The organism is Streptomyces brasiliensis (assembly GCF_014647875.1).
Lineage (GTDB): Bacteria > Actinomycetota > Actinomycetes > Streptomycetales > Streptomycetaceae > Streptomyces > Streptomyces brasiliensis.
This window is the reverse complement of record NZ_BMQA01000024.1, coordinates 31,605-44,072: the sequence shown is the minus strand read 5'-3', so window position 1 is coordinate 44,072 and position 12,468 is coordinate 31,605. Positions and strand designations below refer to the sequence as shown.

General features: G+C 69.9%; 11 protein-coding genes. 10 read left to right on the top strand and 1 reads right to left on the bottom strand.

What is annotated here, in order from left to right:
- Positions 1-225 precede the first annotated feature (225 nt).
- Together IEZ19_RS29145 and IEZ19_RS29140 are read left to right on the top strand one after the other, a co-directional pair.
- On the top strand, positions 226-1,413 hold the full coding sequence (locus IEZ19_RS29145) for a thiolase family protein (RefSeq protein ID WP_229840948.1): 1,188 nt from the start codon (positions 226-228) through the stop codon (positions 1,411-1,413).
- 159 nt (positions 1,414-1,572) lie between these two features.
- Positions 1,573-2,436 carry a 3-hydroxybutyryl-CoA dehydrogenase gene (locus IEZ19_RS29140; RefSeq protein ID WP_189314299.1) on the top strand — a complete coding sequence of 288 codons (864 nt, stop codon included), beginning with the start codon at positions 1,573-1,575 and terminating at the stop codon, positions 2,434-2,436.
- 45 nt (positions 2,437-2,481) lie between these two features.
- Here the strand turns inward: IEZ19_RS29140 and IEZ19_RS29135 are convergent, their stop codons facing one another.
- Entirely contained in the window at positions 2,482-3,093 is a 612-nt protein-coding gene (locus IEZ19_RS29135; protein ID WP_229840946.1) for a TetR/AcrR family transcriptional regulator, read from the bottom strand.
- A 484-nt stretch (positions 3,094-3,577) separates the two neighbouring features.
- Between IEZ19_RS29135 and IEZ19_RS29130 the strand changes: the two genes are divergently transcribed.
- The 8 genes from IEZ19_RS29130 (at position 3,578) to phtC (ending at position 12,467) form a co-directional block, all read left to right on the top strand.
- On the top strand, positions 3,578-4,441 hold the full coding sequence (locus IEZ19_RS29130) for an isocitrate lyase/PEP mutase family protein (protein WP_189314298.1): 864 nt from the start codon (positions 3,578-3,580) through the stop codon (positions 4,439-4,441).
- 146 nt (positions 4,442-4,587) lie between these two features.
- On the top strand, positions 4,588-5,862 hold the full coding sequence (locus IEZ19_RS29125) for an aromatic ring-hydroxylating oxygenase subunit alpha (protein ID WP_189314297.1): 1,275 nt from the start codon (positions 4,588-4,590) through the stop codon (positions 5,860-5,862).
- Between the two features lie 7 nt (positions 5,863-5,869).
- Complete coding sequence (locus IEZ19_RS29120) at positions 5,870-6,100, top strand: hypothetical protein (RefSeq protein WP_189314296.1); 231 nt, start codon at positions 5,870-5,872, stop codon at positions 6,098-6,100.
- A gap of 70 nt (positions 6,101-6,170) precedes the next feature.
- Positions 6,171-7,163 (top strand): TIGR03619 family F420-dependent LLM class oxidoreductase, encoded by a 993-nt coding sequence (locus IEZ19_RS29115; RefSeq protein WP_189314295.1) that lies wholly within the window; start codon positions 6,171-6,173, stop codon positions 7,161-7,163.
- A 36-nt stretch (positions 7,164-7,199) separates the two neighbouring features.
- Entirely contained in the window at positions 7,200-8,276 is a 1,077-nt protein-coding gene (locus IEZ19_RS29110) for an amidohydrolase family protein (RefSeq protein ID WP_189314294.1), read from the top strand.
- Positions 8,273-9,454 (top strand): acyl-CoA dehydrogenase family protein, encoded by a 1,182-nt coding sequence (locus IEZ19_RS29105; protein ID WP_189314293.1) that lies wholly within the window; start codon positions 8,273-8,275, stop codon positions 9,452-9,454. Before IEZ19_RS29110 ends, IEZ19_RS29105 begins: the two co-directional genes overlap by 4 nt.
- Positions 9,451-11,646, top strand: coding sequence for an acetate--CoA ligase family protein (locus IEZ19_RS29100; RefSeq protein WP_189314292.1), 2,196 nt, complete (start codon positions 9,451-9,453; stop codon positions 11,644-11,646). Before IEZ19_RS29105 ends, IEZ19_RS29100 begins: the two co-directional genes overlap by 4 nt.
- Before the next feature lie 53 nt (positions 11,647-11,699).
- The gene (phtC, locus tag IEZ19_RS29095) at positions 11,700-12,467 is read left to right on the top strand and encodes a 3,4-dihydroxyphthalate decarboxylase (RefSeq protein ID WP_189314291.1); all 768 of its coding nucleotides are present in this window, start codon (positions 11,700-11,702) and stop codon (positions 12,465-12,467) included.
- Position 12,468 lies beyond the last annotated feature (1 nt).

The window sequence follows — 12,468 nt, the reverse complement described above, 5'->3', positions numbered from 1 at the left end:
GCCGCGTACGCGGTCGTCGTCACGTGGGGCTCGGCGCCCGGCCGGACAGCCGGGTGCGGGCGTGAGGGGAACCCGGGGCCACTGCCGGTGGGCCGCGCCCGGCCCTGGACAGTGATTCGCATTCAGGGTAATCATAGGAGCAATCTAGGGAGACCCGGCGTTTCCCGGTAGCAGCCGCCGTGTACTCCAAGGGGATCCGCGGCCGCGTTCCAGGAGGTCTTGAACGTGACTGTTGAACCGATCGTCGTCATTGACGGAGCACGGACGCCGGTGGGCGGTTTCGGCGGCTCGCTGAAGGAGGTCCCGGCGCATCAACTGGGTGCGCAGGCGGTGGGCGAGGCGCTGCGGCGGGCCGGCGTCGACGGGAAGGACGTCGACGAGGTCGTCATGGGCTGCATCGGTCAGGTGGGGCCGGACGCCTACAACGCTCGCCGGGTGGCACTGGCGGCCGGACTGCCGGTGAGCACTCCCGCCTACACGGTCAACCGGCTGTGCGGCAGCGGATTGCAGGCGGTCTGGTCGGCGGCCATGCAGATGCGCTGGGGAAGCGCGGATGTCGCCGTGGCCGGTGGCGACGAGAGCATGTCCCGGATGCCGTTCCTCGACTTCGGCGCACGAGCCGGCTATCAGTTGGGCGATCGCACCCTGCTCGACGGAACGGTGGGCATCCTCACCGACCCGTTCCACGGTGTGCACATGGGCCGCACCGCCGAGATGGTCGCCCGCAAGTACGGCGTGAGCCGTGCGGAGCAGGACGAGTTCGCGCTGGAGAGCCAGCGGCGAGCCGCAGCAGAGGCTTCCCTCGCCGTGTTCCGGGAAGAGATCGTGCCGGTCGAGGTGCCCGGCCGCCGAGGTCCCGGTGTGGTGGACACGGATGAACACCCTCGGCCCCAGACCACGCTGGAGGCTCTCGCTCGCCTGCGACCGGCCTTCGAAGCCGAGGGAACAGTGACGGCCGGGAACTCTTCCGGGATCAACGACGGCGGCGCGGCCGTCGTACTGGCGCGTGCCTCTGTGGCACGGCAGAAGGGCCTGTCGGGTCTGGCGTCCCTGGAGGCGGTGGCAACTGCCTCGCTGGAGCCGGAGTTGATGGGATACGCCCCGGTTCTGGCGTTGAGCAAGCTGTTCCGGAAGACCGGTCTCAGTCCCCGGGGCGTCGGGATCGTCGAGCTGAATGAGGCTTTCGCCTCACAGGCGGTTACGGTGATCCGGGACGCGGGGCTCGATCCGCAGCGCACCAACCCGTATGGCGGAGCCATCGCCCTGGGGCATCCGGTCGGTGCCACGGGTGCCATCCTGACGCTGCGTGTCGTGAAGGACCTCGTGCGCCGTGATCTCGAATTCGGCGTCGTCACCATGTGCATCGGTGGCGGGCAGGCGCTGGCCGCCCTGTTCCGGCGGTGGGACGGCTGAGCCGGAGCGGTTGCAGGCGCAGGGGCGGCCGCAACGTCTTCGCCGCGTTGATGGACGCCGCCCGGGTGTGCTCACTGCAACAGGTCACCGAAGCCTTCTTCGAAGTCGGCGGTGAATACCGCAGCAACGTCTGAACATCCCCTCGAGACAAGGATTGCCATGGAAAGCGTGTCCCGCCTCGGCATCGTCGGCTGCGGCCTGATGGGGTCCGGCATCGCGGAAGTGGCCGCTCTGCGCGGACTTGACGTCCTGGTCGGTGAAGCGACGCCCCAGACCGCGAAGGACGGTCGCCGGCGCATCACCGGCTCGCTCGAGCGCGGCGTGCGGCGCGGCAAGCTCACCGAGGAGCAGCTGACGGCCGCGCTCGGCCGTATCTCGTTCACCCATGATCTCGCCGACATGCAGGACCGTCAGTTCGTCATCGAGGCCGTGGCCGAGAAGCGCGAGATCAAGGCCGAGGTGCTGGCGATGCTCGGCAAGGTCGTGCAGGGCGACGATGCGGTCATCGCCACCAACACGTCCTCCATTCCCATCGTCGACCTGGCCATGGCCACGCAGTGCCCCGACCGGGTCATCGGCCTGCACTTCTTCAATCCGGTACCGGTGCAGCGCCTGGTGGAGGTCATCCCGTCCCTCGCCACCAGCGAGCAGACCTTCGCCCGTGCCCGTGACTTCGCCACCGAGCAGTTGGGCAAGCGGACGGTGACCGCCACCGACCGGTCGGGCTTCGTGGTCAACGCACTCCTGGTGCCCTACCTGCTGTCGGCGGTGCGCATGCTCGAGTCGGGCCAGGCCAGCGCTGACGACATCGACCGCGGTATGGAGCTGGGCTGCGCCCACCCGATGGGCCCGCTGCGGCTGCTCGATCTCATCGGCCTCGACACCGCGCAGTCGGTCGCGGAGTCGATGTACGCGGAGTTCAAGGAACCGCTGTACGCGCCGCCCGCTCTGCTGCGGCGCATGGTCGCGGCCCGGCAGCTGGGCCGCAAGAGCGGCCGCGGCTTCTACGCGTACGACGTCTGACCTGCGGTGCCGTTGATCCTGTGCGCGGCCGGACCGCTCAGGCCCTCATTTCGGCTCGGGGTCTTCCAGCAGGACCCGCAGGACGTCTTCCAGGCGGCGGGTGAGGTCGTCGGCGTCGGCCTCGACCAGTGCGGTGTCGCCGATGACCTTTCGCATCAGCCACACTCCGGCGATCACTGCGAGGGCCAGTGCGGAGCGTTCTCTCGCCTGCTCGCCCGTGAGCATGCCGGTCAGTTCCCGTTCCACATGCCGCTCGATGCCGGCACGGGCGATCTCGGCGGTACGCGGGTTGGGCGCCGAGCGCAGCATCAGCAGGAAGGGACTCAGGTGGTCGGCTTCCGGGCCGGTGCGGTCCACGAGCGACTTGGCGATGTCGCGGCTCAGCGTCGCGGGATCGTCCGTCACGACGGTGCGCGGGGCGAAGGAGGCGTCCACGGTCTCGGCGAAGAGCTGTTCCTTGGACCCGAAGTAGCGGTTGACCAGCATCGCGGTTACGCCCGCTTCCTTGGCGATGTCCCGCACGCCCGCCCCGTCGTAGCCGACGCGGGTGAAGGCTTCCACCGCGGATCTGAGGATCGCCTCACGGGTCGCTGCCGCGTTGCGCGGCCTCTTGGCCGCGGGAGGACCGGATGGTGGCTGAGGCGATTCACTTTCCATGGCCCGCAGTGTAGTCAAACGCAAAAAACGAGTCTACGGTCGTAGACGTTCCGGGTTGGGGTGTCTGCGTGCCCCCTTCAGGCGCGAAAGGAGGAGCCCCCGCGTCCCCCTGCAACACCCTCGTCGCGTGGCTGACGACCTCACGTCCCGCGCCGGCGCGGCAGAGCAGTTGTACATCAGCTCTCCAGGGCAGTCCCGACTGGTCTGGTGCCGGACGGCAAACACGCCCCCACGAGGCGCACCGCATGTCCTCGGCGTCTCCGTGACCAGTGCCCTGCCGGCTCCCCTTTTCCGGACCATCGACGCCATTTCGGCGTGCCCGGGGCAGCGACGGGGACGAAGGCAGGCCGTAGGAACCACCCACGGGCATAGGCCCATCCGATTGGCGGGCCATCTGAGGTCGGGTCACACGTATCCCGCTCCGTCGCACACCTGAAACGACGGCACGGGCTGCGTGGGCCCCTGTACGAAGGTTGGGCGAAATATGAACGACTTGGCGCGCGCCGACTTCCGGCGCCGTGTGGAGAACGAGGGGCCTCTGATGGTTCCTTACTGCCCGGACGCCCTGACGGCACGCCTGTGCGAGCAGCTGGGCTTCGACGGCGGCTACCTGGACGGAGGCGGCCTTGGCTATGCGCTGGCGGTTTCGGAGGCCCTCCTGACGATCACCGAACTCGCGCAGGCCGCCGCCGCGGTGCGCCGGCGCTCCGCTCTGCCGCTGGTGGTGGACGGCGGAGTGGGATTCGGTGACGCGGTGCATGTGGCGCGCACGGTCTGGGAGCTGGAGAACGCCGGGGCACATGCCATCGAACTGGAGGACCAGGTCGCGCCCAAACGTGTCAGTCACCACCGGCACGTGGAGCACCTCGTGCCGACGGAGGTGATGACGGGCAAGATCAAGGCCGCGGTGGGAGCGCGGCGCGATCCGGACCTGCTCCTGATCGCCCGCACCGGCGCGGTGCAGAACGAGAGCTTCGACGCCGCACTGCAGCGCTGCGAGGCCTACTTCGAGGCGGGCGCCGACGCGGTCATGCTGCTGACGCAGAATCCCGAGCAGCTCGCCGAGGCGCCGCGCCGCCTGCCGGGTCCGGTCGCCACCTTGACCTCGTTCGACCTGCACACCCCCGAGGAGTGGGCACAGCTCGGCTACGCGCTGGTCATCGACCCCGTGACCGGCCACACCGCCGCGTTCAGTGCCCTGCGGGAGGCGTACGAGCGCCAGCGCACCGGACGGCCCAGCGGGCGCTCGGTGGCCGAGGCGTTCGAGGTCTACGAGTCTCTGCAGCACCTCGCCGGCTTCGAGGAGCTCTACGACATCGAGCGCGCCACCACCGAACCCGGCACCTGAGCCGGTCAGTACTGCCGCACCGAGCATGAGGGTTGACACCTCCCGCATTGCTCCTATGATTACCCTAATAGCGATCCGCGTAGTGAGTGAGCCGCTGGCCCCGGCGGCGATGAGGCCGCAGGGGCGTCAAGAGATACGAGGACGCAATGCTGCGCTCTGACGTAAACGAACGTTTCAGCCGCGTCGGCGCCGGAACCCCCGCGGGCGAGCTCTATCGCCGGCACTGGCTTCCCGTCGCGACCGAATCAGAACTGGCCGACAATCCCGTCAAGCGGGTGCGTGTTCTCGGCGAGGACCTCGTGCTGTACCGCTCGGATTCCGGCGAGCTGGGCCTGGTGAGGGAGAGGTGTCCGCACCGCGGTGCCTCTCTCGGCTACGGCTTCCCGGACGGTGACGGACTGCGCTGCCCCTATCACGGCTGGCTGTTCTCGCCGCAGGGCGAATGTCTCGAACAGCCCAACCAGACACCCGACTCCCCCCAGCTGAAGTCCCGGGCGAAGATCACCAGTTACCCCGTCCAGCCTCTGGGCGGCCTGGTCTTCGCCTACCTCGGCAAGGGGCCGGCACCGGCTCTTCCCCGGCTGGACCTGTTCACCCTGGGGGAAGGGCCGACCCGCTTCCGGGACATCGGCTACGCGGTCATCCCGTGCAACTGGCTCCAGATCATGGAGAACTCCTTCGACCCGACGCACGTCGAGTGGCTGCACGGCCGGCTGTTCAACTACCACCTGGAACGCGAGGGCAAGGAACCCACCGTCCTGGCCGGGCACCACATCAAGATCGGTTTCGATCTCGTCGACTACGGCATCATCAAAAGACGCCTGCGCGAGGGACAGACCGAGGAGGACGAGGACTGGAGGATCGGCCACCCCGTGGTCTTCCCCAATGTCCTCAAGGTCGGCGGCTACGGCCTGAGCTCCTTCCAGATCCGGGTGCCCATGGACGACACGCACACGCTGCACTTCTGGTACTGCTGGTACGACGTGCCGGAGGAGTACTCCGGCTTCGTCGACGACATCCGCCACCTGCCTGACACCTACGAGGTCACCCTGCAGGGACCGGACGGCTCCTTCCTGATGGACACCATCGACTCGCAGGACGCCATGGTGTGGGTGACACAGGGCCCACTGACCACGCGTGACGACGAGCATCTGAGCTCCTCCGACCAGGGCATCGCGCTGTACCGCAACCTGCTGCGCAGTCAGCTGGAGGCCCTGGAATCCGGCGGACAGCTGATGAACGTCGTCGCCGCCGAGGAAGCCAAGGACGTCATCGAGCTTCCGCAGGAGCAGAAGGAACTCGGCATCGGCGGTGGCGGAGGCAACCCGATGGCCTCCTTCCTCAGGACACAGGCGCTCTACAGCCGGCGCCTGACCACCCTGTCCGACCGCATCGAGTCCGCACTGCACAAGGCCGGTTGAGCCGACCGTGGAACGGCACAGCGATCTGAGCTCGCCCACGGACCAAGCCGTCTCCTGCGGCAGCGGCCGGCACGAGGACATCGGCGGCATCTGCGGGGTCTGCGGAGAGTGGCTGCCCGATGCCAAGTGCCGTGCGCCGGGATGCGGCTGGACGGCCGCGCTCGGCGAACGGACCCACGAGGAAGCCGTCCGGCACCTGTGCGCCACCGGCCACACCATCAGGGTCCTCGTCAACTGAAGCAGCGGTGGACCGCGCCGCGAAGAGTGCGGTCCACCCAAGCCTCCGTTCCCGTAATGAGAACCACCACATGCCGCAGTCAGGAACACCCACCCCGGCCGCCGGTGTCACCTTCGGCCTGTTCACTCCCATAGTCCAGCCCATCAACCTCCAGGCCTGGGAAGACATCGCGGGCCCCGACGAACTGGCGAGCGTGGCAGTCTCGGCCGAGGCGCTGGGCTTCGACTTCGTCACCGTCGGCGACCACGCGGCCCTGGCCGAGGACGAGAGCGCCTACTACGGCAGCGCCCGCTTCTTCGACCCCGTCGCCACCATCGGCTTCCTGGCCGCCCGTACCCGGCGGCTGCGGTTCGCCACTCATGTCTACCAACTCCCCCTGCGCAGCCCGCTGATCACCGCGAAGGCCTTCGCCACCCTCGATGTGCTCTCGGACGGCCGGATCATCGCCGGTTTCGGTGTCGGCAGGCGCCCGTACGAGGCACAGGCTGCCCGCGTCCGGTTCGCCGAGCGGGGAGCGGTCGCCGACGAGTACCTCCAGGCGGTGCTCAAGCTGTGGAGCGGACAACCCGCGAGCCAGCAGAGCCGTTTCGTCGAGATGGACGGGCTCGTCTGCCGGCCGCGGCCGGTCCAGCGGCCTCGGCCCCCCGTGTGGGTCGGCGGTGACCGCTTCGTCGGTCTGCGACGGGCACTGGACCTGGGCGACGCCTGGACACCCTGGGCGCTCACCCCGGACCAGGTCGCCGGCTTCCTCGCGCGGGCGGCCCAGCACCGGGGCGGCCTGCCGCCCGGCTTCAGGGTCGTCGTCCCCATCGCCCCGCTCGGCGGCCGCGCCCCGCGCGGCGAACCCGCTCCACCGCGCACCACCCCCGGAGCACGGGCCGCACAAGCCTGCCTCCAGCTGTTGAAACGCTGGCGCCTGGCCGGTGCCACCGACTTCATCGTGGACCTGCCCAGCCCCAGCCAGGCAGCCCTGACCGAGGCGATGGCGTGGTTCAGCTCCGACGTTCTGTCCCACGTGGAACACACCGCGCCGCCGGACGGCGCCGCCACACCTCATCCCTGACCCACCTCGTCACACCGCTTCCAAGGAGCACTTGCCATGCCGCGCAAGATCGTCGACGTACACGGCCACATCGTGGCGCCCTCCGAGCTCTACAGCTACCGGGAGTTCCTCATCGGCACCCGCGGCCACTACGGCCGCCGGCTGAAGGGCTTCTCCGAGGAACGCGAGGGAATGAGCCACGGCCGCACCGGTGTCATCCCGCCCGAGGAGCTCAAGCACTTCGCCGAGGAGCACATCGCCTGGCTCGACCGGGTCGGCACGGACGTGCAGCTCGTCTCGGCCAGGCCCTACAGCCTGATGCACTCCGAGAAGCCGGCCCGCATCGTCCACTGGTGGGCCCAGACCGTCAACGACGCCATCGCGACCCAGGTGCAGTTCTACCCGAACCGGCTGCAGGGCATCGCCAACCTGCCCGTGGTGTGGAACGAACCCGTCGATGTCGTCTTCGACGAACTGGACCGGTGCGCCAACGAACTCGGCTTCGTCGGCGTCCTGTTGAACCCCGACCCCAGCGAGGGCCGGGCTCCCATGGACGTCCCGGGCCTGGGCGACGAGTACTGGTACCCGCTGTACGAGAAGCTCGTGGCCTACGAGATGCCGCTGCTGGTGCACTCGGCCGGCTGCGTCTCCATCCGCGAGAACCAGAGCCTGCACTTCATCAACGAGGAATCCATCGCGGTGATGTCGCTGGTGCAGTCCGACGTCTTCGAGACCTTCCCCGACCTCAAGGTCATCGTCCCGCACGGCGGCGGATCCATCCCCTACCAGGTGGGGCGCTTCCGCGGCACCTACTGGGAGGGCACCGGCCGCGGCGGCACCTTCGACGAGGCCGTCCGCCGGCTGTACTTCGACACCTGCCTGTACACCGAAGAGGCCCTGGACCTGCTGGTCAAGGCAGTGGGCAGCGACCGCGTGGTGCTGGGCACGGAACGCCCCGGCGACGGCTCCCACAAGAAGACGCCCGCCGAGGGCTGGGCCGACGACATCACGGCCGTCCTGCGCGGCAACGCGAACAACACGGCCGCCGACCTCGATCTGATGCTGGGCGACACGGCGCTGGACATCTTCCCCCGCCTCCGCAAGAACCTCGAAGCCGCGGAGACGGCGCGATGACGAAGGACCTGCTCGAGGCGGCTCCCGCACCGGCGGAGCGAGAAGAATTCCTGCGCCTGGTCCGCACGTTCGCCCAGGAACGCGTCGCGCCGCGAGTCCAGGAGTACGACGCCGCGGAGAAGATCCCGGACGACCTGCTGACGGAGATGGCCCAACTCGGCTTCTTCGGCGGGGTGGTACCGCTGGAGTGGGGCGGACTGGGCCTGGACCACGTCACCTTCGCGCGGATGATCGAGGAGATCTCCCGGGTCGACCACTGCCTGGGCGTGCTGATGAGCATGCCCTCGGCTCTGGTCGGCAGCGGCCTGCTGACCTTCGGGACCGACGACCAGAAGAAACGCTGGCTGGTCCCGCTCGCCGAGGGCAGGATCTTCGGCGGTGCCGGTGTCACCGAGCCTCGCTCCGGCAGCGACGTCGCCGGCACCCAGACCCGCTACGAACGCACCGGCACAGGGTTCGTGCTGCGCGGCGCGAAGGCCTGGATCACCAACCTCGACCGGGCCTCCTTCTTCGTGACCTTCGCGACGAAGGACCCCTCTTTGGGCCGGGGTGGCCTGTCGGCGTTCATCGTCCCCGCCGACACCCCCGGCGTGCTGAAGAACCCGGTGCACAACAAACTGGGCTTCCGTCCCCTGTGCTCGGGCGACCTCACGTTCGACGAGGTCGAACTGGAGCCGGACGCCCTGCTGGGCGAGGAGGGCCAGGGCTTCTCGGTCGCCATGAACGCCGTCGAGCGGGGCCGGCTGTCGGTCGCCTCGCGGGCGGTGGGACTGGCCCAGTCGTGCCTGGAAGCCTCCGTGCGCTACGCCGAGGAACGCGTCGTCTTCGGCCGGCCGATCAGCGACTTCCAGATGGTCCAGCAGAAGATCGCCGACATGGCGGTGTCCGTCCAGGCGGCACGCCTGCTGACGGAGCAGTGCGCGGTGGCCATGCAGCGCGGCGAGCGAGCCCGCATCGAGGCGAGCATGGCCAAGCTGTACGCCAGCGACACCGCCCAGGCGGCCGCCACCGAGGCGGTGCAGATCCACGGAGCGTACGGCGTCTCGGAGGACTACGGCGTGGCGCGCGCCTACCGCGACGCGAAGGTGTTCCAGATCGTCGAGGGCGTCAACGACATCCACCGGCTCCTGATCGCACGCAACGCGTTCGCCACCGGAGGGCGGGAGAGCCGGCCATGACCGACACCTCCACGCCGCTCGGCGCCACCGGCCTGAGCACGGCGACCGTGGACAGTGCGTTCGCCGCCCCGGCGACCGGCGCCGAAGCGATCGCCCGGGTACGGCGCGCGCTCACGGCGTACCAGCCGGGCACGGCCCTGGGCGAAGCGACCAGCCGGGCCCTGCTCGCGCCGCTCGGACTCCCCTTCGTGCCTTCACGGACGGCCGACTCAGCCGACGAAGCCGCAGCCATCGCCGCGGTCCTCGCCGGCCCGGTCGTGCTCAAGGCGCTGTCGGACGAAGTGATCCACAAGAGCGACGCCGGGCTGGTGGAACTGGGACTCGTCACCGCCGCCCAGGTCCGGGACGCATACGGGCGGCTTGCGGCCCGGACCCGAGCGCTGGGGCTGACCCGGCCGGCCATCGTCGTCCAGCCCATGGCCGATGACGGCACCGACATGTTCCTGGGCTGGGTCCGCGACGAAACGTTCGGTCCGGTCGTACTCGTGGGCATGGGCGGGGTGACCGTCGAGCTGTTTCGCGACGTGGCCCACGCGGTGGCGCCGCTGTCGGCCAACGACGCCGCCCGCCTGCTGGGATCGCTGGCCTGCGCTCCACTGCTGGCGGGCTACCGGGGCCGGCAGGCCGTGGACACCACCCAGTTCTGCCGGCTGGTCGCAGCCGTCGGCGACCTGGCCCTGGCCCTGCCCGAGATCGCGGACCTCGACCTCAACCCGGTGCGGATCCTGCCGGACGGCACCTGCCTCGCCCTCGACGCGAGCGCCGTACTCGCTGCCCGCCCGGCTGCCGGAGCCGCCCGGCATCCCCGGGCGCCCCTCGACCTGCGGCCGTTGACCCGGCCGCGCAGTGTCGCCGTCATCGGCGCCTCACGGGACACCGCCAAACCCGGCGGGCGTGTGCTGCGCTCCCTGCGCCGCCACGGATTCCCCGGCGCGATCCACCCGGTCAACCCGGCGGGGGGCGAGGTGGGCGGGCTTCCCGCCGTCACCTCACTGAGCGCCCTGCCCGTCGTGCCCGACCTCGCCTGTATCGCTCTCCCGGCTGCCGCCAGTGTCGAGGCGGTGCGCGAGTGCGTGCGGCTGGGGGTTCCCGCCGCCATCGTCTACGCCTCCGGGTTCGGTGAGAGCGGCCCCGAGGGCAGCGCGCTGGACCGCGAGTTGCGCGATGCCGTCACCGGTTCCGGCATGCTCCTGTGCGGGCCCAACACGATCGGGGTGGTCAGCTCCCATCACCAGATGGCCGCCACGTTCAGCCAGGCGGTCGACACCTTCGGCCTGCGCCCGTCGGGAACATGTGTGATCGCCCAGAGCGGTGCCGTCGCCGGCAGCCTGGTCTCGCACGAACTGGCCCACGGCTACGGCATCGGCGACTGGGTGACCGTCGGCAACCAGTCACAGCTCGATGTCGCCGACTACGTGTCGTACTACGCCGGCCTGGACAGCACGACCTGCATCGCCCTGTTCCTGGAAGGGGTGGCCGACGGTCCCCGCTTCCAGCAGGCCCTCGAGACGGCCCGGACCACACAGGTACCGGTGGTCGTGTACAAGACCGGTGTGACCGCCGCGGGGCGGCGCGCCGTCGCGTCCCACTCCGGGGCACTGGCCGGCAGCGAAACCGCCTACCGCGCCGTGCTGGAGCGGGCGGGCGCCCTTCAGGTGCCCGAGATGACCGCGCTGCTGGAGGTCGCCTGGGTCCTCGGCCACACGCCTCGCCCCTCGGGCCGACGGGTCGCCGTGGTGACCACGTCCGGGGGAGCGGGCAGCGCCACCGCCGACCTGATCAGCATGCAGGACCTAAAGATCGCGACGTTCGGTGAGGCGACCCGGGCCGCCTTCGCGGGAGTGCTCCCCTCCTTCGCGAACGTGGACAACCCGCTCGACGTCACGGCCGAGGGCGCCTTCACACCCGGCACCCTGCGCACGGTGCTCGAGGCGGTCTCCGGCGACCCCGGCGTCGATGTCGTCTGCGTGGTCCTCACCAGCATCACCGGCGACGACGCTGTCCGAGTGGCCCAGGAGATCGCCGACGCGGCTGGCCCCGGCAGGCCGCCGCTACTCGTCTCCTGGCTGGTCTCACGTGCCCTCGCGGAGGACGGCATGCGTCTGCTGGCCCACCAAGGGATCCGCGTCTTCACCGAGCCCGCCCGCATGGCCGCCGCGGCGGCTCTCCTCGCGAAGGAGGCTTCCGCATGACCGTGCAGAGCACCTTCTCCGCCCCGTCGAAACCATCCGAGAGGAGCCACCCCTTGAGCACCACCACGGACGTGGAGGACCTGCGCACCCTGGTCGCGCTGTCCTGCCGAATCCTGGCCGCGACGGGCTGCGTCCGGGAGATCACCGGCCACGTGAGTGTCCGGGTGCCGGGCACCGAGCAGTTCCTCGTCCGGTGCCGCCCCCCGCGGGACCCGGGGGTCGAGTTCACCGTCGTCGACGACATCAAGCTCGTCGGTCTCGACGCGACCAACGCCGATCTGGACGGCGGCTACGCCCTGCCCGGTGAATGGGCCATCCACACGGAGCTGTACTGGGCCCGACCGGACATCGGCGCCGTGGTGCACGGCCACCCGCGCGCCTCACTGCTGTGCGGCGTCCTGGACCTTCCGCTGCAGCCGGTGATCGGCGCCTACGACCCGGGCGCGATGGAACTCGCCGTGCGCGGCGTGCCGGTGTACCCGCGGGCGGTGCTGATCAGCGACCGCGAACTGGGCGGTGCCATGGCCGCCGCGATGGGCGACGCGGACGCCTGTCTGCTGCGCGGACACGGCGTCGTCGCCGTGGGCGAGGACGTCCGGCAGGCCACCGTACGTGCGATCAAGCTGGAGACACTGGCCGATCTGACCCTCGGTCTGCACAGCGTCGCGGGCGCGAAACCGATGCTGCTGAGTACCGAGGACAGCGCCGAGGTGGCCGAATTCGTCAGCAGCCGCAACGCGGCGCGGACCTACGCGCAGTGGACCTGGGACTTCTACCTGCGCTCACTGGGCGCGGCAGCAGACGTCACGAGGAGGAACTGAG

Coding starts and splice junctions, on each gene's coding strand:
- IEZ19_RS29110 (WP_189314294.1), top strand. CDS start 7,200: ATGCCGCGCAAGATCGTCGACGTACACGGCCACATCGTGGCGCCCTCC.
- IEZ19_RS29135 (WP_229840946.1), bottom strand. CDS start 3,093: ATGGAAAGTGAATCGCCTCAGCCACCATCCGGTCCTCCCGCGGCCAAG.
- IEZ19_RS29130 (WP_189314298.1), top strand. CDS start 3,578: ATGAACGACTTGGCGCGCGCCGACTTCCGGCGCCGTGTGGAGAACGAG.
- IEZ19_RS29105 (WP_189314293.1), top strand. CDS start 8,273: ATGACGAAGGACCTGCTCGAGGCGGCTCCCGCACCGGCGGAGCGAGAA.
- IEZ19_RS29125 (WP_189314297.1), top strand. CDS start 4,588: ATGCTGCGCTCTGACGTAAACGAACGTTTCAGCCGCGTCGGCGCCGGA.
- IEZ19_RS29140 (WP_189314299.1), top strand. CDS start 1,573: ATGGAAAGCGTGTCCCGCCTCGGCATCGTCGGCTGCGGCCTGATGGGG.
- IEZ19_RS29115 (WP_189314295.1), top strand. CDS start 6,171: ATGCCGCAGTCAGGAACACCCACCCCGGCCGCCGGTGTCACCTTCGGC.
- IEZ19_RS29100 (WP_189314292.1), top strand. CDS start 9,451: ATGACCGACACCTCCACGCCGCTCGGCGCCACCGGCCTGAGCACGGCG.